Here is a 22605-nt window from a genome sequence, read left to right as displayed (position 1 = left end):
CAAATCGCGACTAGTACATATGCGGTCAAATTGTAGCTTCACTCTCACTGTGTTCGCTCTCACTGTGCCTTGATGTACTGTGCCAATGGATAACGCCAGGAGTGGTCGTCAGCTCAAACGGTTCGTCCGGGTGCACACGGTTAAGAATTCGTGCAGAGCGCCAGGCCATCAGGCTGAGCTGAGGCTCTGCAATGCCGAGGCTGTGCATCCCGGCATTCACGGCAAACAGGCGATTTTCCTGCGGACCGTCCCAATCGAGGGTAAAATCGGTATTCACCTGGTACTCTTCCTCGCGGTTCAGGTGCAGGCGGTGTGCCAGTGGCTCGAGGAACGCAGGGCGCGCAGTGCGATAGCCGGTGGCGAAAATCACCACGTTAGTGTCCAACTGCTCTTCGCCATTGTCAACGTGATGGTGCAGCGTTAAACGCTGGTTCTCACGGCTCGGCGTCACGCGGGTAACTGAGCGCGATGGCATCAGCCGTATCCAGGGTTTTTCGCGCAGCACTTCAAAGCGGTGATATATGGCGCGATAAATGGCAAGCAGGGATTCGGTGGTGATCCCATCGGAAGTCATTTTCTGTTCGGCCAGCATCCGGCGGCGGGCACTGTCACCAAGCGTTGAGAAGCTCTCCATGTACTCCGGGGTAAAGTACTCGTTGGCAAAAGCGGCTTCGTCCAGCGCGTTATAGTTGTTGCGGCGTGACACCCAGTTGAGTTCGGCAGGCTGCCCCCATTCACTGCGGAGAATATTTAAAAAAAGATCCGCGCCGCTCTGGCCGCCGCCCACCACTGTTACGCGTTTACCGGCAAGCGAAGGCGTGCGCAGCATCATCTCGCTTGCGTGGAAGCAGCGGTCGCTCTGCTCCGTAACGCAAGCCGGCAGGTTGATCTGCTTTCCAATGCCGAGGCACACATGGCGCGCGCGGTAGTAGCCGCGCTGGGTCTTCACGTTAAACAGCCCGACTTTGTCATCAAAACTGACCTGCTGTACTTGCTGACTGAAGGAGAGATTATCCAGATTTCTCGCCGCCCAGCACAGGTAGTCCGCAAACTCTTCACGCGAAACGGTGCGCTGTTCAGTGGTCAGGAAACGATAGAACTTTTTACGCTGTACCAGATAGTTGATAAAGCTGTGGCGGTTGGTGGGCTTCACCGCGCTCACTAGGTCTTTCAGGAAACTGGTCTGCATATAGCAGTCCGGAACCATCATGCCTGGGTGCCAGGAAAAGTGCGGTTTGCGCTCAAGGAACAGCGAACTGAAGCCTTCAAGCCCTTCGGCAAGCGCAGCTACGCTGAGGTTAAACGGGCCAATACCAATACCGATGAAATCATACATTTTCATTGTGCGGACTCCCTGGTGACCAGGTAAAGAGGGTTATCTAGATCGGTTAAGTAGTTCGGTAACATACGGCTGCCACTATCTTGTTCGGAGAAGGTGAGTTTTACCGGGTTGAGCACCACGCGAAGGATTTGCGGTTTAAACAAATCAAACAGCGCAAAGCGCTCCGCCATTTGCGGATGCTGAGCCATATAGCTCTGTAAAACGCCAGCCAGAAGTTGATAGAAGCGGGTTTCGCTGACGCTACACTGTTCCGTCAGGCGTGAAATAAAGCGCAGCACAGTTACGAAGTGGCCGGTTTGCAGGTCGTGGATCAGGTAGTCGGCACTCAGGCGTGCCGTCACGTCTTTCACCTGCAGGGGGAGCGAAGCTGCTTCTGGGAAATCTTCATCCACCAGACGCATATCCCCCTGAAAATCTTTCAGCAAAATGCGTTGCGGGATGTGGCCTTTCATGATCAGCGTGACGTTCTGCCCATGGGCAATCAGCGCCACGCCGTAGCGGCATATCAGGTGGTAGAACGGAATGACGGCCGCTTGGAACATTTTTGTAAGCCAGGCCTCAGCGCTGAGGCCTGATCGCTTTATCCAGGCACCTATCAGCGGGTAACCTGCGTTATCCGTTTCCATCAGTGCTGCCATTATCACCGCCTGTTCACCTTCTTGCAGATAGCAGGAAGGATTTTCGCGCCAGATGACACCGAGCATTTCTTGGTAACGATAGGGCGCTTTGGGCAGCGCCGAGTAACCGGTATGCGCCAGATAGCCAGCTGCAGGTTCGCCGAGGATTTGTGCGCCCACATTTCTCAGCGTGGCGTCCTGTGCAAATTGCTGCTGCAGCCAGCGTGATGCTAACGGACCGGCTGTAATATATTTGCCGGGAATACCGCGGTAGCAGGAAGTGTTGTAAATGGTGAGCGGCAGTTTGATGTCAAAACGCACGTTGCGGCTGGCGTTAGTCAGGGTGCGCAGCGACTGCTGCGCTAGATATTCATCGCCAAATTCGCCAAGTTCTACTATCTCACCGCGCGCCAGTTGGGGCAAGAAATGAATGGCAATTTTCTGTCGCCACTGCCACGGATGCAGCGGCACTGGCAGCCAATTACCGTCAAGGTTCAGCGTCTGCCAGCATTGGTTGAAGCGCTCGCGTTCAGTGCTGTCCATCGCACTTGCCAGCAGAGTGTTGGTGTGACACTCTTCGTTAGCACTCCACGCCAGCAGGTCACGGCGTACGGCAACCCAATGCAGACGGAAACGTCCACGGTATTCTGGTGCATACTGTCTTAGCGCATCCAGCCCCCAACCTCGGCGGCCCTTGTTGAAGATGAACTTCGGGTGGCCGCAAAGCAGGCATTGAAGTTCGTCAGGATCGAGAGCGATAAGCGCATCAGCATTTAATGCCTTGCGTGCTTCGAATAGCTGTAAATCTCCGCGCAGCGTGGCGTAGAGATCTTCCAGATGCTCTGCGGTCTGAGCATCGTTCATTTTCAACACCATGGCAAGCTGACGCAGCGCGCTTTCCGCTTCGATGGGATTGCCGCTGTTGCTGGTAAGGGTCTGTGAATCGATATGCAGCCAGCCCCAGATGCCGCGCTTTGCGCTAAACTGCCAGGTTTCATCACCTAACTGAACCGTCCAGCGACCGTAGTTTTCTTCATGGGCGCTGAGTGTACGTTCGTATTCCAGTTCCGCGAGGATCTTCGCTACCATCTCGCGGTTGACCTGGTTCCACAATTCCAGCATCACAGGCCCACCTCGCTGAAGAAGTGGTTACGCTGGCACATCACAAGACGCGAGCGTTTGTGCGGGAAATCGAATTCTTTGAGCTTCTCATAACCGGCGATTGGCAGATGGCGGAACAGGCGCTGATTGTCAAAACGAGGTTCAGCCACAATGCGTGTGGTACGTGATTCATCGAGCCACAGATAATGGGTCAGCCCGCGCAGCCAACTGCGGATGTACTGCGCGCCACGCCATTTTTCTTCGCCCACCAGCATATGCAGACCGCGGTCAAACGGCTGCCAGCGATAGTGACGACCAATACGATCTTCCGGCGCCCAATAGACTTCGAAATAGCCGAAGGACTCATCGTCAAAACATCCGATAAGTGGGTAGCAGTACAAAGAATCAAGCTGGCGATGCAGATATTTTTCCTGTTCTGCCTGCGGTCCTGCCATCTCCCAGAAAGCATTCACGCGTGGTGAATTCATCCAGCAGGTAAAACGCTCTGCGTCTTGTTCCACGTCCGCCAGACGGAAACTGATAGTTCGCTTAATCTGTACGTCGTAGCGACGATAAACCTCACCCTGTGGGCGCGCCGGGCGCACTGGAAAATAGAGCTGGCGAGTTTCGTCGTACTGCATCTTGCTGCTAGCGGTCTGGCGCTCGCCACGCAACCAGAGCGGCATCTGCCAGAAGGTTTCTCGTGCTAGATAATCACTTTGCGCAAGAGTGAACAGCACCTGTGCCTGTGGCTCATCACGCCAGTCCGCCCAGGGAAGGGTGATACCGGTAAGCTGAGGAGCCACGACAAAGAGCTGATCCAGCGCTTCGACAAGCCAACCCTCGGGCGGTGATGGCATACGCTGGAGTACTGCGCTGCCATCAAACCCCAGCGTCAGCGGGAGCGCAGTATCGATTTGAGTGCAGCGGAAACCATAACCGTCATGAACAATGCTCGCGTGCGGCATCACGCTTTCTCCTTATAGAACGGGTTGCTGAAATCAAAGTAGATGACCGCCGGGTCGGCGATAGTGTTTTCGTTGTGGTCATGCAGATAGCAAAAGAAGTTGCCTTTGCAGTTCCAGTGCTGGCTGTCGAGCACGTAATCCAGACAGCGGGTTTGCTTCACTTTACGGCGCAGTTTAAGAAGCGCCTCACGAACCTGCGCCATCAGGTTTTCTTCGCTTTCGAACCCGGCAGCGCCGAGTGCCGCAGTTACGGCAAGGGTTGAGTTCACCAGCAGGTAATAGGGGAAGTAGCGCAGTAACTGGCTTTCGCTGAAGCGGTTTTCGGCTTCACTCTCCCCCACTTCGGCGAGCCATTCATCGGCGCCTTCGGTGAAGCCACTGCCCTGGCAGTCGCGATAGAGCAGGCCAACGGGCAGATCCTCATGCATTTCCACGAGAATGTTTTGCTGATGGGCCAGCAGCACCAGCCCGTAGTCCGCCTCGGCACTGAACAGCGGCAGCAGAACACAGTTACAGTAGGCTTCCAGCCAGCAACGGGCAGCTTGAGCCAGCGGCAAATTCAGACGCTGGCTGAGCCGGCGAACGGCTTCGACCAGCAGACTGTCGCCGCCATCGGGAGCGGCCTGGGTCAGGCTGACCAGCACGTTGGTTTGCGTTTGAGGCGTTGCGAATAGAAGGTTGACGCGCAGTACCATCAGGCTTTCTTCCTGCAACTGGCCTTCTACATCACGCAGGCCTACCCAGCCATCTTCCTGCATAATGCGCATGGTCGGATAGCGCGCCTGCAACTCCTGCCAACGTGGAGTATGCGCTAGGCGTGCCAGGCGCATACCGCGTTCCACTTCCTTCATTGACAACGTGCGGACTGAGTTAGTAAGGCGCACGCTGAGAGAGAATTTGATCATGTCACTGTTGGTTTCGCTGTAGAGCGAACGTGCGGAACTGGTTGGTAGCCAGCTTGCGCCTGCTTCCCCCAAATCGTTCAGCGCACCACTTTCCAGGAGTTGCTGGCACCAGCTTTGTGTAAGCAGATATTCCGCCTGCCAAGGGTGCATCGGCACCAGCCAGCGGTCGTCGGTAAAATAACTGAGCAGTTCCGGCGCACTCTGTTCGGCAAAGCGCAGCAGCCTGGCACGCAGGGGCATCATGAGGCTGTCCCCTCCCACAAAAGCCTTATCCACGGCAAACCAGCGCAACGGGAAACGTGGTGCAAAAGCCGGGAGGTAACGGCGCGCTTCGGTTTCGTTAAGCGGCTGGTGGGATTTAGGGGCCGGATGGAAAGCGTGGCCTACCAGTAACGCCTGCTCGGCTTCGGCAAAGTTCAATGGCTTATGGCGCAGTTGCTGTGCCCAATCGTGGCGAAGATCTATGGCCTGCCAGGTATACTTGTGACTTTCCTGAACACGGCTTTTGAAGCGCGCGATTACCTCATCCGCAAGTTCCCCTTTCACTGCAGGATTTGCAAGGATAAGCGACACCATTTTTTCAAAATCAACGTCTTCACCCCGGCTGTCATCGGTATTGATAAGTTGCGCGGGGAAACAATACTGATGGTGTTGTGTCGGAGAGAAATAGCGAACCGAAACTCGTAGAGCCTGCCTGGCAGAAAGAGGAATGAGTATTTGTGCAGGCTCATCTGATGCATTAGCGGGCAAACGCTCCCAGTTCTGGGTTTCGCGCAACAGCGCGTTCAAAAAACACTGGGCCGCAACGTCTGTACCAGCGGGACAGAAATAGGAATGCATAATGAAATCTCACTCAGATAGTGTTGATAATTATTTATTAGTATATATACTCTAACAATTGTGAGCCGCGATGGCAACATTTCTGCAATATTTTTTGCGTTAACTTCATAATCTCCTCACATTTACGGACACTCTATTTAACGATTGTATGAGCGCATCTCCTGAAGTTCTAAAGCGTGGAAGCACTCCGAAAGCTAGCTGGTCGCTTGCTTTATGCGCCGGACTACTTGGTATCGGTCAAAACGGTTTACTGGTAGTTTTGCCCCAGTTGGTAGAGATGACCGGTTTGTCGCTTTCTGTCTGGGCGGGGTTACTGATGTTCGGTTCAATGCTGTTTCTTCCCGCGTCGCCCTGGTGGGGACGACAGTCAGAAATTCGTGGCTGCAAGTCAGTGGTGCTGGCCGCACTTAGCGGCTATCTGGTCAGTTTTGCTGTGATGGCGCTGGTCGTGTGGGGGATGACGACGGGGCTCGTCAGTGCCTTCTGGGGAGTGACGGGATTGATCGTTTCACGTGCATTGTACGGCCTGACTGTGTCCGGCATGGTGCCGGCGGCGCAGACGTGGGCGATACAGCGGTCGGGGCCTAAAAACCGTATGGCGGCGCTAGCTACCATCAGTTCAGGGCTGAGTTGCGGGCGTCTGCTGGGGCCTCCTTTGGCGGTAGCGACATTGAACTTCCATCCGCAGGCGCCATTGTGGCTGATGGCGGTTGCTCCGTTCCTAGCTTTTTTGTTGATTATGCGTCAGCCAAACGATCCTCCTTTACCGCCGGCTGCGCATCAGTCCACCCGCTTGCAGATAACAATGTTGCCTTATCTGCTGCTGGCTCTGCTACTGGCGGCCTGTATCAGCCTGATGCAGCTTGGGCTGGCTCCGCACCTGAAACCATTTGTAGGCGAAGCCGCGCGGGTTAGCCATCATGTGGCTCTGCTACTGAGCCTGGCAGCGGCGAGTACTCTACTAGCGCAGTTTCTGGTGGTGCGTCCGCAGCGCTTTAAGGCGATGACGTTGCTATGGTTGGCGGCACTGTTGATGGTAGCCGGGCTTGGCATGATGTTGATAGCGCAGCTGGCGGTGTTTTATTGCGGTATCGCTGTGACTTCTTTCGGTGCGGCGATAGCAACACCTGGCTATCAGCTGCTGCTTAATGCACGCCTTTCGACCGGTAAAGGGGCGGGGGTTATCGCCACCAGCCATACGCTCGGCTATGGATTAAGCGCGCTCTTAGTCCCGTTGGTATCCCGCATTTATGGTGAATATTATCTGATTAACACCGCCCTGCTGATGGCCATGGCTTTCCTTCTGCTCAGCGGCTGGCTATGGCGTAAAGGCTAATGAGTTAATCCTGAATAAATAGTTTTTCTAACGTCACATCACTGAGGATCGCGGCCTATTCTAGCGCTTCGGCCAGTGTATGACCGTCATAGGGATTTCCTGGCATCGAGCGTGCGCTAACCACTAGCCCTTCCTGGTGAGTCGTTGTGATCGACACTTTTACACCAAACCCGTACGGCTTACGCGCCTTGCCTTTGGCTATGCACTCCACTTTCGGAGCATGCAGAGCATAGAGTTTGTCTTGATCCTTGGGCCTTTGCGAAATGATTCGTTTTTTACGCACAATCAACTCTCGCAATGCATCACGCCCTTGCTCGGCCACCGACCCGATTTGTCGCTCAACGTCACGCATCACTCGTCCCACTCGCGAACGCAGTGTGCCCAACGCCTTGTGCATCCGTTTGAATTGCTTCGCGTGCGCATAACGACTGATTTGAATTGATAGACGCGGCGCGACTCGGTTGTAGTTTTGCCGTAACTTTAAACCGTATTGGGTCGCCGCTTTTACCAAATGCTCTCGGCAACGCTCTAAAATTGAACGCGTATTGCAGATACAGCAAGCCTGCTATGAGCCGCGGCGAGGTCGCAGGTCGACCTCTGTTTGAGATGAAGCTCTCACTCATCAACGCGCTAAGCCGATCCTAGTTGATTAAACCCGTCAGTCGCACCAACGGATGCTCCATATTGATCTGTTCGTTTAGCGGATACCGTAATTTCTGAGCGTGTTTCATCTGGATGAGTTGGACTAAATGCATGCGTTAAAATGCTCGATACAGCCCCACCTATCGCACCGGCGCTCATGCTTTGATTCAATGCCGCGGCGCCGCCTAGTCCAACTAACGCGTGCAGTGCTGCATGGGCTGGGCTGCCTTCATTGATCGCTCCAGATTCAGCACGCCGCTTTGCACAAACTGTGCGGTCGTCCCAGTCACATTTTCAGACGCGGCTGCGGTAACGGCTGTGAGCACTTGACGGTAGGTTCCACCTGGCCCCTATTACTTATTCAGTGCTTGCGCCTGCGAGCGTAATTCAGTTGCAGTCTCACATAACGCCTATCGCTGCTCTACAGACATCAATTCATTTTCATTCGCAAGCGCTTCTTGATGCTCAGCTTGCTGAATTTTACGATCCGCTTCTCTTGCTCTATTCGCAATAAACGCATTCGCTTCTCGGCTCAATGCTCCTACGATCTCAAAGCCGGCCTCAATTTCAGTTTGGTTAAAGATCGTCGATAACATTTTCCCTAATTTATTATTTTCCATCAAAAACAATACCTAATTATCATTGATAACCTTCGTCTAATACTTTCATTAACTCAGACTGCAATTCCATAGATTCAGAGTCGTATCTATCGAAAAGTGCCAGACAACGATACTCCTTAGGATCTAAATATGTAGATCGGATAAAAAAATATGAAATATCTTTTATTTCCTCATTTTTATGTGAGGTCGTGGCAATGTAAGAAAGATCTCTATCATTGTCACCCTCTATGATTTTATCAATTAAATCATGGACTTCATCTGAAAATTTACCATAAGTTAAGAAAAATACTGCGCCAAGATCAATAATTTTTTTAACAAGATGTAAAATTTTCTCTTTATCAAAAAAATTGTTTACTATAAGTAAACAGACAAGCTCTCTATCTTTAATAATGCTCGTTAAATTAAAGTCATCAAAAGATGAAATAATTAATTCACAATTCCTACTGTGCTTTACTAGATTGGTGCTCATTTACCGCGTCCTTTTATTTTATCTATATTATCAGAAAATGTTTTAATTTCTTTTTCTAAGTGTCTTATGCGTGCCTCTTGTTGTTTTGAAACAATATCTGGTGCTAGACCTTCCATTCCTGGTTTGGTAGTCATATTTTCTTTGAACCATTTTAGTTTTTGTTCGTGCTCGGTAATAAGTTTTTCATAAGAGCGAATAGCTTTAATTTCTTGATTAGTGAGCATCTGCTTAATATCAACAACTGCAGCCTCCTCTTTTGGGGCCTCACTAAAAATCGCATTCCCGTACGCACCCACCTCCTCATTCATCGGCGTAGTTATTGGTTCGACTCCTTGTTGAGCCTCTCTAGGACTCACTAATGGCCGCGCTCTATCCCTTGATCGATCAGGCGCGCCCCCAAACAGCGGTATCTCCTCACCTTCATGCCGCTCTCTCCCTGGAATTCGAAATGGTTGCAATGGCACCATGGGCCTCCCCATCGGTGGCAGTGCTTGGGGAGGTGGCGCCAACTGATTATTTTCCACTTCAATTTGCGCCGCATTCTGCGCTAATGCCGCATCTGCGCCACTTGCTGCTGCAATTCCCGCCACTAGCCCCGTTACTAAATTTTTACGCGCCTCCTTTTCTTGTGCAGAAAGACCATCCACTGAACCCAGCAGGTTGCTCACCAATACACTCGCACTTGCTCCTAAGGCTGCCGAACCTCCCTCTTGCCCCTGCACAGCAGCGCTGCCGTAAGCCAATGTCCCATGCAAAGCTGCGCGCACACCTTCACTGTTTAAATTATCTGAAATCTCTTTTATTTTTTCTGCACCTAAGCTTTGTAAATAATTCACCACCGTTGATTGCACAAACTGTGCCGTCGTCCCAGTCACATTTTCAGACGCGGCTGCGGTAACGGCTGTGAGCACTCGACGGTAGGTTCCACCTGGCCCCCATTGCTTATTCAGTGCTTGCGCCTGCGAGCGTAATTCAGTTGCAGTCTCACGTAACGCCTGCCGCTGCTCTACAGACATCAATTCATTTTCATTCGCAAGCGCTTCTTGATGTTCAGCTTGCTGAATTTTACGATCTGCTTCTCTGGCTCTATTGGCAATAAATGCATTCGCTTCCCGGCCCAATGTTCCCACGATCTCAGTGTGCGCGCCGGCCTTTGATCACACCAATTAGTTAATAATTAATCCGCAAAGATAAACTATACAAAAATTTCTATATCATCTAAAGCGTCCTGAACCCTTCCAGATATAGCACTATTGCCTATTTTATTACGCAGAATATTTATAACTCTTTCTTTATCTAGCTTACGGTGAATTCTTGCGATATGTCCCAAGCAAGTTGCTGATATTCCGCTGATTTTAGGATTATCGTCATCTAATAAAGCCAGGAATTTTTCTTGAGCCCACTTCCAATCAGATTCATAAAAAGCCATAGCCACTAAAGCATTACATATTTCCTCTACATTTCCAGATGAAAGCTTTGCCTCAATCAGAGCCTTATTCATTGGTTTTGAATTATTAAAATATCTCATTTCCCACCTCTTAAAATATTTCCATTTTTACTTAGTCGGTCCTGAATAAATCGTTTTACGTACTATTTGATCTAAAAACTCAAAGCAACAGCAAAGGTATGACAGAATAAAACGGATAAAAGAAAGACGTAAAAAAGCCGAAGCTTTCTGAGGATCATTCGTAAGTTATGCCCAGCGCCACAGAGCACAGCGTGCATGGCATCGCCTAATGCCCCTTTAAGCCAATTTCGACCGAGCTTCCCATCCGCTTTCATATGACCAATAGTGGGCTCGATGGCACTGCGTCGTTTGATGATCGCGCTTAGCGTACGGGTAATACCCCGACGCATGCCAGAGTGATAGATTTTTACACCCTCTATCGCAATTCCTTTGTAACCCCGATCAACGATGGCAACCTCTGGAGTCACATCACTTAAGATCGCTGCCTGTTCTAGCGCCTCGGCCAGCGTATGACCGTCGTAGGGATTTCCTGGCATCGAGCGTGCGCCAACCACCAGCCCCTCCTGATGAGTCGTCGTGATCGACACTTTCACACCGAACTCGTAGGGCTTACGCGCCTTGCCCTTGGCAATACACTCCACTTCCGGGGCATGCAGAGCATAGAGTTTGTCTTTGTCCTTGCGCCTTTGCGAAATGATTCGTTTCGTACGGGATATCAACTCTCGCAATGCTTCACGCCCTTGCTCGGCCACTGACTCGATTTGTCTTTCAACGTCACGCATCACTCGTCCCACTCGCGAACGCAGGGTGCTCAACGCCTTGTTCATTCGTTTGTGCTGCTTCGCGTGCGCATAGCGGCCGATTTGGATTGATAGGCGGGGCGCGACTCGGTTGTAGTTTTGCCGTAACTTTAAGCCATGTTGTTCCGCCGCTTTCACCAGGTGCTCTCGGCAACGCTCTAGGAGTCGCGAGTCGGTTGGATGCGCTATCGCTTTCTCCATCACCGTGGTGTCAACGATGACTCGTTTTACGCTCGACGCTTTGATGACATCACTACGTTTGGCCGCTTCGATCGTCTCCGCTAATAGCTCTTCTACGCCCGCTTCACCCAGCCGATTACGCCAACGCGTTAGACTTGACGGGTCAATCGGCGCCTCGGTTTGGAGGTACGTTTCCCCTGTAAAAAATTGATCGCGGTAGGAATACCAGTTACCTGATACCCCCCGCACAGATCCGAACGTGCCCAATTCGGGCATTCGGCTCCTACCTTGAGTATTTGACGGCAAATCGGCGATCCGGCCATTCGTGAAGAATCCTTGGTTGAGGTAGCCACTCGTTAGCTAGCCGCTGTATACGTTGCCACGTCATATTATCCTTTTGACTGCGTCGCCGTAGCGTCCGCCGCCAGAGATGCATAATACTGTGTCTAAACGCACGCAGCGCCTTCATGTTGGTTGGCACCGCATGGTATGCGAAGTAGCCTCGAACGACCTGCGCGAGCCATCGCCCTTGTGAGGCAATCAACTCATGCATTCTTCTGCGCATTTGCTCTTTTACTTGCTGAAGCTTTGCGCGCATCCTATCCTTACGGCTTGAGCGTTTGAGTTGGAAAGCGCCGCTACGTGACGTGCCACTTATGTGAGTGAACCCCAAATAGGTAAACGTCTCTGGCTTTCCAAGTCCTTTGCGTTGTCGCCGTTCGGTGGCATATCGTCCGAACTCCAACAATCGGGTCTTCTTGGGGTGTAGCATGAGATCAAACTTCTCCAAACGCTGTTCAAGCGCTTGTTTGAGTAGTAATGCATCTTCTTCATACTGAAATCCCAACACTGTATCGTCAGCATACCGCGAGACTATCACTTGCCCTCGTGGGCATCGATGTCGCCAGCTATTTACCCATATATCGAATACATAATGCAAGTATATATTCGCTAATAATGGCGAAATCACTGACCCCTGGGGGGTACCGGTTTGGACCACCAGCAATTGTCCTTTGTCCAGTACTCCTGCCTCCAGCCATTTGCTAATTAAGCGAATAACTCGAGGGTCTGCAACACGATGTTCTACAAAACGGATTAACCATTTTCGATTAACTGAGTCGAAGAAGTTTCGTATGTCTGCGTCCAGAATCCAGTTCACCGGTCTCTGCTGTATTGCTGCTGCTACTGCGTCCAGCGCATCATGTTGACTGCGTCCTGGTCGGAATCCGTATGAGAAACCCAAGAAGTCTTCTTCATAGATGGCATTGAGTATATCTACCATCACACTCTGCACAAGCTTATCTTCTAGTGCTGCTATTCCTAGAGGTCTGAGATTGCCATCGCTCTTAGGTATGTACCGACGCAGCACTGGCTGGGCACGATAGCTTCCCGTATGTACTCGCTTATGCAAAGTCTGAAGATGCTCTTCTAGTCCTGCCTCGTAGTCTTGCCACCTCGTTCCATCTACCCCTGGCGCTGCCTTGCGTTTGAGTGCATAAAATGCCTCTCTTAAGCGGTCTACCGTGAGGTGATGGAGCAATGTGGTAAAACGCATCTTCTTATGCCGTTTCGCTAACTCTCGTACACGCTCCAATCCCTGTGACACGCTCCCCCGGTTCTGCGCCCGGCACGTGTGAGTTTGGCTCATGTTCCTCTTGGTCCCCGCCCTTGGCTCCGCCCGCTCCGCAGCTTTTGTTGCAGCTTTGTTCGCAGGTTTCATAGCTACTATGGCGGAGTCTGACTTCTCATGCCCGTGCATCATCGGTTTCGGCTCCTCACCTTCCCGATGCGGGCCTGGCGATTACATTTCCACCAGGTCAGGCATGAGATCTCCCGGTTCCCATGCAAGGTGCTTGCATACATGCCAGGGTCTTCGACCACGCCGGATCGACAGACACTCGCAATATCGCGCCTGCTCGTATAGCTTTCCGCGTACCACATCGCGTCAGCATCCGGGATATGAACCATTTCGTGGCTCCATGGCTGGCCTATATGTACCCCTACCGACGCTTCGCTGACCTCCTCGCGGATGCCTGCGCACGGCTTGGGGGCGATGTGGCTTGCTACGCCTTCATCGTAGTGGACTTTCACCACCGACACCTTGCCGGTCTCCCGGCGCACATGGTAGGGGTTTTCCAGCCAACCCAACACCACTTCTTCATCAGACAAATTGAATGCGTATTGCAGATACAGTAAGCTTGCTATGAGCCGTGGCGAGGTCGCAGGTCGGCCTCTATTTGAGGTGAAGCTCTCACTCATCAACACGCTAAGCTGATCCCAGTTGATTAAACCCGCCAGTCGCACCAACGGATGCTTCATATTGATCTGTTCGTTTAGCGGATACCGGAATAAATCTCCTGTGCTCGCCGTTGCCTTTGGACCCATTTTTGCCTCATCACAAATTGCAAGATTTATTTTCTTAATATGCCATTTTATTGCAATTTGTGCCACTCTGTTTCGACGAAAAACCTTTACCACATAAGAGCTTACGAGTTATTCAGGGTCGACTAGTTAAGCCTATAATCTTTGTACAATTCAAATAGCATTGCCACTGCCTTATGATACGTAAAGAAATATAAGATTTCAGGTCCCCGCTCCGCACTCTCTAATATTTTCATTATTATATCCAAGTCTACATCTGCAGCACTTGAAAACCTAGATTAAATAACATCCAATTATTTAATCGAAAAATTCCACAAATCTATTAATCCAGCCTGGATTAGAAAACAATTTCAATATTGAGTAGAGAGAGGCAAATATTTTAATTTTTTTGTGTACCATTGACTAAATATTATTTGAGTAAAATTTCTTAAAAAAATATTCGTCAATTAATTTTCAATAATCTTATAAAACTCAGCTTTCTCATTAATAATTGCTTACTCAATACGATTTAAATCAGGGTTTACTCTATCCCTGTAAATTCTTAATGCATCTCTAAAAAAACAAATGGAGTGTAAATTTATATTTTCCTCAAGCTGCAGGAGCACAAAACACAGAAGCTACCCTGCCTGAATTTTTAAACCGTTCGCGCAATAGGTTTAAATTAGGACACAATTCATCAAGTCCCTTCAAATTTTCTTGTGCGAGATATATTAATCCATTTAATTTATCTAATGCTTCTGAATTATATTTATCAATTTCTTGAATTTCTGATCTTACTTTATCTACTTCCTCGATTAATTGAGCGATATCTTGATCCATTTTATTTAATTCTGTAGGTGATGGCCTATTTTCCGCAGTTGAAATTTCTTGCATAATTTCAAATTGTCGAGCGAACAGCAGTATAACTTCTTCCGCTATACTTCCTATAGGCTCCATTAAACTTTTTCTCACATGAGGTGCATTTTTCCTAAATCTTAGCACTAACTTATTAATTTCACCTTCATCTGTATCACCGGTAATTTCTGCTATTTCTTTTTTCCTTCCATGCGTATCATCATTATCCTGGCTACTTCCGCCACAACCCACAAAGGAAAAAAATATTATAAATATAGATAGAAGAATTCGTTTCATTGCTATTGATAGAAAAAGTTAAAGGATTAAATAATTATCTAATTTTCACGATAATTTCATTTATTTTTACCATAAAGTCCAATTAAAAATCGGAAGACATTGAATAAATTTAAGAAATTACCAAAACCACTACTTTTTTCATCTCACGCAAAGCCTTTTCACCGCATCCATCGGCATCTCCCCCAAACATCAATAGGAAATCAAAAAATCTCTAGTCCCCCATCCCTTAGCAGCTAACCGCTCATGCATACTGAATTTTTCTTTTATAGGTATAGAGCAACAACCTTTATCTAATATAGTTCAATTATTTTTTTTCGCAAGATAAAGTTATAACGCGAGATCACTTCAAGTATGCCGCAAAAGACTCCTTTGCCAAACTGGAGAAATTGAATTTAATCTGTGCGCTTCTGATCAAGCAATGCACGTAATTCAGCAAGTACTGGAGCACTATTTGGGCGAATATTGCGCCAGACAAAAAACGCTTCAGCCGCTTGCTCAACCAGCATACCTAGTCCATCTGCTATACGTGCACCATAGCGCTGCGCATAACTCATAAACACAGTAGGTTGCGGCCCATACATCATGTCGTAGGCGAGCGTGTTTGGACTGAGCACGCACTCATTGAATACCGGAAGCTCAGCCGTAAGGCTGCTGGCAGTAGCGTTAATCACAACATCGAATACGTGTTGAGCAGCTTCTTGCCCTCCGCCGATTAATCTACACCCGGCGTTTGCTGCTGCTTGCGCAAAATGATCAGCAAGCTCAACCGCACGCTCAGCAGTACGGTTAATAATCGTGATTTCAGCGATTTTAGCTTGCAGCAATGGCAATATGACCCCGCGCGCAGCACCTCCCGCGCCAAGTAGCAAAACACGACGGCCCGCCAGCGCCAGTCCTAGGTTAGATTCAATGTCTCGCACCAAACCAACGCCGTCGGTATTGTCACCATAGAGGCCGCCCGCATCGACTCTTAAGGTATTCACCGCACCCGCAGCCGCTGCGCGTGGCGATAGCGTATTAGCTAACGCGTATGCGTCGAGTTTGAATGGCACGGTGATATTTAGGCCGCGTCCGCCGTGCGCTATAAAATCTTGCGCGGTTTCGGCGAAGCCATTAAGCGGCGCTAATACACGTGTGTAGCAGATTTTTTGTTTTGTCTGTGCTGCAAAACGGGCGTGAATGAACGGCGATTGGCTCTGTTGCACCGGATTGCCCATCACCGCATAGCGATCAACCGTCTGCGCCGGCATATCTAGGCGCAGCTAGCCGCTGCGTCGCCTGTGAGATTCTCTTGTGTCTCACCTACCTCCAGTACTTGCGACAGACGGCATGAAACTTCAATATTGAGCTCGTCTATCGCTAGAATATCGAGCCAAAGCTTGGTATCGCGCGCATGTACGCCAAGGCCAGGCACATGGAGCAAGAGTGGGATTTCGTCAAACCTAACCAAATCGCCTTTTATGACAGAGGCCAGCACACGCTTACGCTTTTCTTGCTTGAGCCAACGCAAACACCAGAAGCGTTCCATCCGGTTCTGATGATCCGCATAGGCTTGATAAGTATCTTCAAAATTTTGCACAATCGCGTACAAATCTACGTCTTTCGGCTTAAACGGCGCCACCAATTTAGCCGCCACACCATGTTGCACACATGCCAGTAGCTGCCATTGGTTCACTAAATCGATATAGCGGCGCAATGGTGAGGTGCTCCATGCATATTGCTCAACCCCCAGCCCTTCGTGCGGCGCAGGGCCAATTTGCATGCGCGTGCGGTTGAGACCAAAGGCGCGTTGCGCACGGTAAATACCTGGCACACCATATTTAGCTAACAAAGCGCCCCAACTGCTGTTCACTAAAATCGCCAACTCAGCAACAATCAGATCAAGCGGGGAGCCACGCCGGCGCGGGGTGATTGAGACAGATTCACCTTCGATGGCAAAATTGAAGTCTGCGTGGCGTGGTGTTTCACGCTTAAGCCCATAATTGATGCGAGCCTGCTGCCGTTTTTCGTAGAGCGCTTGCGCGAATGGCCAAAGTACCGCGATCTCTTTTTTATAGGGGTAATCGCCCTCTCCCGCTGCAATGGCCTCTGCCGTGACTATCGCCTCAAGCAAATTATGGCGCAGATTGTGCGCGATAAAGACACGCTCGACGCGCGTCTCAGTCACGACAATATCTTGCGTAGCGCTATCGATAATCGTATAAAACGACAATACAGGCCGTAGCCCGCCTTCCTGTAAAGTGAAAGTATCGACCAGTGCGGCGGGCAGCATGGTGATTTTGTCGCCCGGAACATAAACTGTCGATAGGCGCGTGCGCGCCTGCAGGTCGATGATGTCGTCCCGCGCTATGCCAAGAGCCGGCGCTGCAATATGTACGCCAATGCGCAAGCGGTCATTTGCTAGCCATTCGACCGAGAAAGCGTCATCGATTTCGGTCGTGCTGATATCATCGATCGAAAAGGCTTGGATTTCAGTAGCAGGTCGCTCGGCGAGCATACTCTCGGCCGGCTGCTCAGAATACGCAGCGGCTGGCCCAAAGCCGATGCCATGCGGAAAATATTCAGCCAAAAAACGACTTTCATGCAATGCACGCGCAGAAGGAATGGCGCCACAATCAAGGATTAATTGCGCGACTGAAGTACCGCAAGCGCTGGCTGCTGCCTCCAACGCTTTGTGTTCGATTGAATTTTTGTCAGGCTTAGTTAATAGCGTCAGCACCTTACCCTCAAACGCAGCCGGCAGCCGATGCGCGGTTAATTCAGCTTCATAAGTGGCCTGTAATACCGCTTGTTGACTACGCCGCTCAAGAGCGGCCAATGCGGCTTTGAGCTGCTCTTCCGGTGCGCGCTGATATTGCCCGCGCCCTTTACGACGAAAATAGACCGGCGCGCTATGTAACCGGAGTGCAAGCGCTGCTCGCTCAACTGAGGTGGCCTGCATCCCAAAATACTCTTCAGCAAGCGCCGCAAAGTTAAATTCATCGGTACCCGCGCACTCCCACAAAAAATCTAATTCGATGGTCTGGGCGCAGGTCTCAGCGGACTGCATCAATTCTGCTGCCGTCGGCGCCGAAAACTCAAGCAAGACATCTTTGCCTTTTACCTTAATCCGCCGCCCGCCGAGTAATTCAACTTGCAACGTTTCATTTTGGCGCGACAATACAGTTCCTGCCTTAAAACTACCGGAATCTTCAAAAAAAACGTTCACACACCCTTCCCTAAATCAAAATCGCTTGCCGTGCATTCTTTTGCAGAAAGCATTGCAAGCAGTTTCGTATGAATACCGCCAAAGCTGCCATTGCTCATCACCACGATGTGATCGCTTGGCCGCGCTGCCATGATGACAGCGTGCGCCAGCGCCTCAAGATGATTTAAAGCATAAGCGCGCTCACCAAGTGGCGCCAGTGTTTGAGCCAAATCCCAGCCAAGCGCGTCAGGCCCCGCTGGCGCACCATATGCGAAGATCAGATCAGCTTGTGCCAGACTCGCTGGCAACAGAGCTTTCATCACGCCCAATTTCATTGTATTTGAGCGGGGCTCAAGCACAGCCAGAATGCGTGCCTGGGCCCCGATACGCGCGCGCAAGCCAGCAATGGTAGTGCTAATTGCGCTCGGATGATGAGCAAAATCATCATAGACAGTGATGCCCCCCACACAACCGGCTGTTTCCATGCGGCGCTTAATCCCGGCAAAACGCGCCAACGCTTCGGCACCGGCAGCCGGAGCTACGCCAACATGGCGCGCCGCGGCCAATGCCGCCAACGCATTGAGCCGATTATGTTCGCCCAAACTCTGCCAACTGACGGTGCCGACTCGCTGTGCCTGCCAGCAAACGGCAAAAGATTGATCAATTGGACGCTCATCAATCGGCTGCGATTGCCAGCCGTCTGCCACGCCAAAAAGTTCAACCTCACTCCAGCAACCCCGTGTTAGCACGCGCTCAAGCGCCTCATCGCGACCATTCACAATAATCCGTCCGGCAGCCGGAACCGTACGCACTAAATGATGAAATTGCGTTTCAATCGCAGCCAGATCGGGGAAAATGTCTGCATGGTCGTATTCGAGATTATTGAGCACGACAGTCCGCGGACGATAGTGGATAAATTTAGAGCGCTTATCGAAAAACGCCGTATCATATTCATCTGCCTCAATCACAAAAAAATTTGATGCCGTCAGCCGTGCTGAGATATTCAAATTTAATGGCACGCCGCCGATTAAAAAGCCCGGATTCAGTCCAGCCTCCTCGAGCAGCCAAGCAAGGATGGACGCCGTCGTTGTTTTGCCGTGCGTACCGGCTACTGCCAAGACCCATTTATTAGACAGCACATATTCGCCAAGCCATTGCGGACCCGAGGTGTAAGGCAAGCCTTGGTCGAGAATCGCCTCCATGAGTGGGTTGCCGCGCGTCACGACATTACCGACCACATAAAGATCGGCATTTAAGGCAAGTTGGTCAGCGCTATAACCGTCGATGAGTTCAATGCCTTGTGCTGCAAGCTGCGTACTCATCGGTGGGTACACATGTACATCGCAACCCGTCACCCGATGGCCTGCTTGACGCGCAAGCACAGCAAGCCCTCCCATGAAGGTGCCGCAAATGCCGAGAATGTGAATATGCATAAAGAATCAGAATTGGGCGCAACTCAGACCAGCCGCAGAAGGCCGATAAAACCTAGGATTGTACCTGAGGTATGTGAACCGCAAAAACCCTCGCGCATGGTCAATGTGGCGAAATTTTCTGTATCATATTTAAATGTTACGAAAATCTCTTATATTTTTGGTTATATGGGCCGTCGCTGTGACGGCAAGTGTCCCCTTCTACGCTAGCGCGCGCGATCGTGTACCGCCGCCTGCGTTAACCAATTGGTGGCAGACTAAACTGCCTCAACTGCCCGGCTCTACGGCACTAGCGCCCGCCGCTATCAGCCACCAACAATCTCTGGCGCAGTACCGCGGCAAGCCGCTGGTGATTCATTTTTGGGCGCCCTGGTGCCCGCATTGCATTAAAGAAATCGAAACGCTGTCAGCACTTTATAATGAATATGCGCGCACGGGTATTCAGTTTATCGGCGTCGCTGTCGATTCAGCCAGTCATGTCGAGCAATTTACCCAAAAAGTTAAAGTGCCTTATCCATTATATATTGCCGGTTTCGGCGGTATCGAATTGGCGCGTGGCTTTGGCAATGCCCAAGGTGGACTACCCTTCACCGTTATCCTAAATAAAGCAGGAGAAATTCACTATACCGCGCTAGGTCGCCGTAGCGCTGCCGAGTTCCGTCAACAACTTAATAATTTATAATGGTCATTTAAGCTGTTTTGCGTACAAAATATATTTCTCCTAACTGAGCGATTTTCCTTGCTTATTTTTTATTAAACTGGACAAACTTCGCCATTCGGCTGTAAAGTTCGCCCAATTTCTCTAAATTAGATATTAAATGATTGCTCGGCTACTGGTGTTGCATGGCCCTAACCTCAATTTACTCGGCTCACGAGAGCCGGAGGTATATGGTCATCTGACGCTCAGCGAAATCGACCAGCGCTTACAACACCGCGCTGAATCCTTAGGCGCCGCAGTAGAGACCTTTCAAAGCAACCATGAAGGAGTATTAATTGACCGGGTGCACCGCGCCAAGGCTGAAGGTATTGATTTCATTGTCATCAATCCGGCCGGCCTCACGCATACGAGTGTAGCGCTACGTGATGCACTCGTTGGAGTGGACATTCCATTTATCGAAGTGCATTTATCGAATATTCATCGCCGCGAGGCATTTAGGCATCAATCATTTCTTTCAAGTCAAGCGCTTGGCGTGATTTGCGGCCTTGGATGGCAAAGTTATCTATTCGCGCTCGAATTTGCGCTTGATACACTTAAGCCAAGCTAATTAGTTATTATGCGCTGTTACGGCGGCCATTATTTCATAGGGACTTATCAATGGATTTACGTAAGCTCAAAACACTTATCGACCTAGTAGCGGAATCTTGTATTTCTGAACTAGAAGTCACCGAAGGAGAAGGTAAAGTTCGGATTGTCAAAAATACGGCACCCGTTTATTTACCCGCGCCTGGACCCGCTATGCAGTTCAGCGCGCCGATCCAAGGTAACGTGACTGAGGTCACGGCTAACACTACGCCAGTAGCAAGCGCAGAAGTGACTCCTAGCGAAGTTTTACCAGGTCATGTAGTGACTTCACCGATGGTCGGCACCTTCTATCGCGCGCCATCGCCAGGCTCAGATCCTTTTGTGCAAATTGGCGATAGCGTCAAAGAAGGCCAAACACTTTGCCTCATCGAAGCAATGAAGTTACTCAACGAAATTGAGTCCGATAAAACAGGTGTTGTGAAAGAAATTTTGGTTGAAAATGGCCAACCTGTCGAATATGGGCAACGCTTATTTGTCATTGCTTGAAAGCCGATAACATCATATGTTTGAAAAAATCTTAATCGCCAATCGTGGCGAAATCGCTCTACGGATTCAACGCGCGTGCCGCGAACTCGGTGTCAAAACCGTGGTTGTCTACTCAGAAGCAGACAAAGAAGCCAAATACGTGCGCTTAGCCGATGAAGCCGTCTGCATTGGACCCGCACCTTCCCCGCAGTCTTATCTCAATATGCCGGCCATCATTAGCGCAGCTGAAGTTACTGATGCCGAAGCAATTCATCCCGGCTATGGCTTTTTATCGGAAAACGCCGATTTTGCCGAGCGCGTCGAACAGTCAGGCTTTACCTTTATCGGACCACGCCCCGAAACCATTCGTTTAATGGGTGACAAAGTATCGGCGAAACAAACGATGCTAAAAGCGGCGGTACCCTGTGTACCCGGCTCCGAAGGCGCCTTACCTGAAGATCCGAAAGAAATCATCAAGATTGCGCGGCAAATTACTTACCCAGTGATTATCAAAGCGGCTGGCGGCGGCGGCGGACGCGGCATGCGCGTGGTCCATACGGAAGCCGCGCTGATTAACGCCGTCAATATGACCCGTGAAGAAGCCGGGCGCGCATTTGGCAACCCCCAAGTGTATATGGAAAAGTTCCTTGAGAACCCACGGCACATCGAAATCCAAGTCTTGGCCGATTCATTCAAGCACGCCATCTGGCTGGGCGAACGCGACTGCTCAATGCAGCGCCGTCACCAAAAAGTGATCGAAGAAGCGCCTGCGCCAAATATCCCGCGCCGCCTGGTCGAACGCATTGGCGATCGCTGTGTAGAAGCATGTAAAAAAATGGGCTACCTCGGTGCCGGCACATTTGAATTTTTATATGAGAACAATGAATTTTATTTCATTGAAATGAATACGCGCATACAAGTCGAGCACCCTGTCACGGAGATGATTACCGGCATCGATCTCGTGCAAGAACAAATCCGCGTCGCTGCGGGCGAAAAATTACGCTTTAAACAACGAGACGTCGTGCTCAAAGGTCATGCCATCGAATGCCGGATCAACGCTGAGGATGCGTATAAATTCACGCCTTCGCCTGGCCGCATTACATCATGGCATACCCCAGGAGGACCCGGCATTCGAGTCGATTCACATGCATATAACGGTTATTTTGTCCCCTCTCATTATGATTCAATGATTGGGAAAGTGATCGCGTATGGGGTCACCCGCGAGCAAGCGATTAGCCGGATGCACATTGCGCTCTCCGAAATGGTAGTGGAAGGCATTCATACCAATATTCCATTACATCGCGAGCTCATGCTCGATGCAAAATTTGTTGCCGGGGGTACCAGCATTCATTATCTTGAAAATAAGCTGGCAGCTAAACTGCAAGTCACCCCAAAAAAGGCATGACCCAAACCAAACAG

At 50.4% G+C, this 22605-nt stretch carries 18 protein-coding genes and 3 pseudogenes; 5 read left to right on the top strand and 16 right to left on the bottom strand.

All coding sequences use genetic code 11. From position 1 onward, the window contains the following. Positions 1 to 25 precede the first annotated feature (25 nt). From NQD60_RS02400 to NQD60_RS02385, 4 genes are read right to left on the bottom strand one after another with little or no spacing between them, the layout of a single operon-like run. On the bottom strand, positions 26 to 1342 hold the full coding sequence (locus NQD60_RS02400) for a lysine N(6)-hydroxylase/L-ornithine N(5)-oxygenase family protein (protein WP_257100910.1): 1317 nt from the start codon (positions 1340 to 1342) through the stop codon (positions 26 to 28). Further along, complete coding sequence (gene iucC / locus NQD60_RS02395; RefSeq protein ID WP_306438078.1) at positions 1339 to 3081, bottom strand: aerobactin synthase IucC; 1743 nt, start codon at positions 3079 to 3081, stop codon at positions 1339 to 1341. The genes NQD60_RS02400 and iucC overlap by 4 nt, the downstream gene beginning before the upstream one ends. After that, the gene (locus tag NQD60_RS02390) at positions 3081 to 4028 is read right to left on the bottom strand and encodes a GNAT family N-acetyltransferase (protein ID WP_257100908.1); all 948 of its coding nucleotides are present in this window, start codon (positions 4026 to 4028) and stop codon (positions 3081 to 3083) included. The genes iucC and NQD60_RS02390 overlap by 1 nt, the downstream gene beginning before the upstream one ends. Further along, positions 4028 to 5773 carry an IucA/IucC family siderophore biosynthesis protein gene (locus NQD60_RS02385; RefSeq protein ID WP_257100907.1) on the bottom strand — a complete coding sequence of 582 codons (1746 nt, stop codon included), beginning with the start codon at positions 5771 to 5773 and terminating at the stop codon, positions 4028 to 4030. The genes NQD60_RS02390 and NQD60_RS02385 overlap by 1 nt, the downstream gene beginning before the upstream one ends. A gap of 148 nt (positions 5774 to 5921) precedes the next feature. On the opposite strand from NQD60_RS02385, the gene NQD60_RS02380 reads away from it, so the two are divergent. After that, entirely contained in the window at positions 5922 to 7109 is a 1188-nt protein-coding gene (locus tag NQD60_RS02380) for an MFS transporter (RefSeq protein ID WP_257100906.1), read from the top strand. A 58-nt stretch (positions 7110 to 7167) separates the two neighbouring features. Here NQD60_RS02380 and NQD60_RS02375 read toward each other — a convergent pair. The 12 genes and pseudogenes from NQD60_RS02375 to mpl all read right to left on the bottom strand — a co-directional run. Further along, positions 7168 to 7840 (bottom strand): annotated as a pseudogene (locus tag NQD60_RS02375) (hypothetical protein); the annotation flags it as partial. Between the two features lie 321 nt (positions 7841 to 8161). Continuing rightward, positions 8162 to 8371 carry a hypothetical protein gene (locus NQD60_RS02370; protein ID WP_257100905.1) on the bottom strand — a complete coding sequence of 70 codons (210 nt, stop codon included), beginning with the start codon at positions 8369 to 8371 and terminating at the stop codon, positions 8162 to 8164. Between the two features lie 19 nt (positions 8372 to 8390). Next, on the bottom strand, positions 8391 to 8840 hold the full coding sequence (locus tag NQD60_RS02365) for a hypothetical protein (RefSeq protein ID WP_257100904.1): 450 nt from the start codon (positions 8838 to 8840) through the stop codon (positions 8391 to 8393). Beyond that, a complete protein-coding gene (locus tag NQD60_RS02360) occupies positions 8837 to 9970 on the bottom strand; it encodes a VENN motif pre-toxin domain-containing protein (RefSeq protein WP_257100903.1) in 1134 nt (377 codons plus the stop codon). The genes NQD60_RS02365 and NQD60_RS02360 overlap by 4 nt, the downstream gene beginning before the upstream one ends. A gap of 65 nt (positions 9971 to 10035) precedes the next feature. Beyond that, positions 10036 to 10368, bottom strand: a complete 333-nt coding sequence (locus tag NQD60_RS02355) for a hypothetical protein (RefSeq protein WP_257100902.1) — start codon at positions 10366 to 10368, stop codon at positions 10036 to 10038. Between the two features lie 71 nt (positions 10369 to 10439). Next, a pseudogene (locus tag NQD60_RS02350) lies at positions 10440 to 11492 on the bottom strand (IS5 family transposase); the annotation flags it as partial. Between the two features lie 79 nt (positions 11493 to 11571). Continuing rightward, the gene (gene ltrA, locus NQD60_RS02345; protein ID WP_368736113.1) at positions 11572 to 13047 is read right to left on the bottom strand and encodes a group II intron reverse transcriptase/maturase; all 1476 of its coding nucleotides are present in this window, start codon (positions 13045 to 13047) and stop codon (positions 11572 to 11574) included. 365 nt (positions 13048 to 13412) lie between these two features. Continuing rightward, positions 13413 to 13673 (bottom strand): annotated as a pseudogene (locus NQD60_RS02340) (transposase); the annotation flags it as partial. Between the two features lie 585 nt (positions 13674 to 14258). Next, positions 14259 to 14801 carry a hypothetical protein gene (locus tag NQD60_RS02335; RefSeq protein ID WP_257100900.1) on the bottom strand — a complete coding sequence of 181 codons (543 nt, stop codon included), beginning with the start codon at positions 14799 to 14801 and terminating at the stop codon, positions 14259 to 14261. Positions 14802 to 15193: 392 nt separating this feature from the next. Continuing rightward, positions 15194 to 16051 (bottom strand): shikimate dehydrogenase, encoded by an 858-nt coding sequence (gene aroE, locus NQD60_RS02330; protein WP_257100899.1) that lies wholly within the window; start codon positions 16049 to 16051, stop codon positions 15194 to 15196. Between the two features lie 2 nt (positions 16052 to 16053). After that, complete coding sequence (locus NQD60_RS02325; RefSeq protein WP_257100898.1) at positions 16054 to 18009, bottom strand: RNB domain-containing ribonuclease; 1956 nt, start codon at positions 18007 to 18009, stop codon at positions 16054 to 16056. After that, the gene (gene mpl, locus NQD60_RS02320) at positions 18006 to 19421 is read right to left on the bottom strand and encodes a UDP-N-acetylmuramate:L-alanyl-gamma-D-glutamyl-meso-diaminopimelate ligase (protein ID WP_257100897.1); all 1416 of its coding nucleotides are present in this window, start codon (positions 19419 to 19421) and stop codon (positions 18006 to 18008) included. Before mpl ends, NQD60_RS02325 begins: the two co-directional genes overlap by 4 nt. 133 nt (positions 19422 to 19554) lie before the next feature. Here mpl and NQD60_RS02315 point away from each other — a divergent pair, with 133 nt between their 5' ends. The 4 genes from NQD60_RS02315 to accC all read left to right on the top strand — a co-directional run bounded on the left by NQD60_RS02315 (position 19555) and on the right by accC (position 22591). After that, positions 19555 to 20100 carry a redoxin domain-containing protein gene (locus NQD60_RS02315; RefSeq protein ID WP_257100896.1) on the top strand — a complete coding sequence of 182 codons (546 nt, stop codon included), beginning with the start codon at positions 19555 to 19557 and terminating at the stop codon, positions 20098 to 20100. A 139-nt stretch (positions 20101 to 20239) separates the two neighbouring features. Further along, positions 20240 to 20683, top strand: coding sequence for a type II 3-dehydroquinate dehydratase (aroQ, locus tag NQD60_RS02310; RefSeq protein ID WP_257101238.1), 444 nt, complete (start codon positions 20240 to 20242; stop codon positions 20681 to 20683). Between the two features lie 50 nt (positions 20684 to 20733). Then, the gene (gene accB / locus NQD60_RS02305; protein ID WP_257100895.1) at positions 20734 to 21207 is read left to right on the top strand and encodes an acetyl-CoA carboxylase biotin carboxyl carrier protein; all 474 of its coding nucleotides are present in this window, start codon (positions 20734 to 20736) and stop codon (positions 21205 to 21207) included. 16 nt (positions 21208 to 21223) lie between these two features. Beyond that, positions 21224 to 22591 (top strand): acetyl-CoA carboxylase biotin carboxylase subunit, encoded by a 1368-nt coding sequence (gene accC / locus NQD60_RS02300; protein WP_223693773.1) that lies wholly within the window; start codon positions 21224 to 21226, stop codon positions 22589 to 22591. Positions 22592 to 22605 lie beyond the last annotated feature (14 nt).

It is taken from the genome of Mycoavidus sp. SF9855 (assembly GCF_024582735.1).
Lineage (GTDB): Bacteria > Pseudomonadota > Gammaproteobacteria > Burkholderiales > Burkholderiaceae > Mycoavidus.
The sequence above is the reverse complement of the archived record's forward strand: the minus strand, read 5'-3'. Positions and strand labels throughout refer to the sequence as shown.

Bases quoted from the DNA above. Each gene is read 5' to 3' on its own strand.
- NQD60_RS02385 (WP_257100907.1), bottom strand. From the start codon at position 5,773: ATGCATTCCTATTTCTGTCCCGCTGGTACAGACGTTGCGGCCCAGTGT.
- mpl (WP_257100897.1), bottom strand. From the start codon at position 19,421: ATGCATATTCACATTCTCGGCATTTGCGGCACCTTCATGGGAGGGCTT.
- accB (WP_257100895.1), top strand. From the start codon at position 20,734: ATGGATTTACGTAAGCTCAAAACACTTATCGACCTAGTAGCGGAATCT.
- NQD60_RS02380 (WP_257100906.1), top strand. From the start codon at position 5,922: ATGAGCGCATCTCCTGAAGTTCTAAAGCGTGGAAGCACTCCGAAAGCT.
- NQD60_RS02315 (WP_257100896.1), top strand. From the start codon at position 19,555: ATGTTACGAAAATCTCTTATATTTTTGGTTATATGGGCCGTCGCTGTG.
- NQD60_RS02365 (WP_257100904.1), bottom strand. From the start codon at position 8,840: ATGAGCACCAATCTAGTAAAGCACAGTAGGAATTGTGAATTAATTATT.
- accC (WP_223693773.1), top strand. From the start codon at position 21,224: ATGTTTGAAAAAATCTTAATCGCCAATCGTGGCGAAATCGCTCTACGG.
- NQD60_RS02370 (WP_257100905.1), bottom strand. From the start codon at position 8,371: ATGGAAAATAATAAATTAGGGAAAATGTTATCGACGATCTTTAACCAA.
- NQD60_RS02355 (WP_257100902.1), bottom strand. From the start codon at position 10,368: ATGAGATATTTTAATAATTCAAAACCAATGAATAAGGCTCTGATTGAG.
- NQD60_RS02400 (WP_257100910.1), bottom strand. From the start codon at position 1,342: ATGAAAATGTATGATTTCATCGGTATTGGTATTGGCCCGTTTAACCTC.
- ltrA (WP_368736113.1), bottom strand. From the start codon at position 13,047: ATGCACGGGCATGAGAAGTCAGACTCCGCCATAGTAGCTATGAAACCT.
- aroE (WP_257100899.1), bottom strand. From the start codon at position 16,051: ATGCCGGCGCAGACGGTTGATCGCTATGCGGTGATGGGCAATCCGGTG.
- iucC (WP_306438078.1), bottom strand. From the start codon at position 3,081: ATGCTGGAATTGTGGAACCAGGTCAACCGCGAGATGGTAGCGAAGATC.
- NQD60_RS02335 (WP_257100900.1), bottom strand. From the start codon at position 14,801: ATGAAACGAATTCTTCTATCTATATTTATAATATTTTTTTCCTTTGTG.
- NQD60_RS02390 (WP_257100908.1), bottom strand. From the start codon at position 4,028: ATGCCGCACGCGAGCATTGTTCATGACGGTTATGGTTTCCGCTGCACT.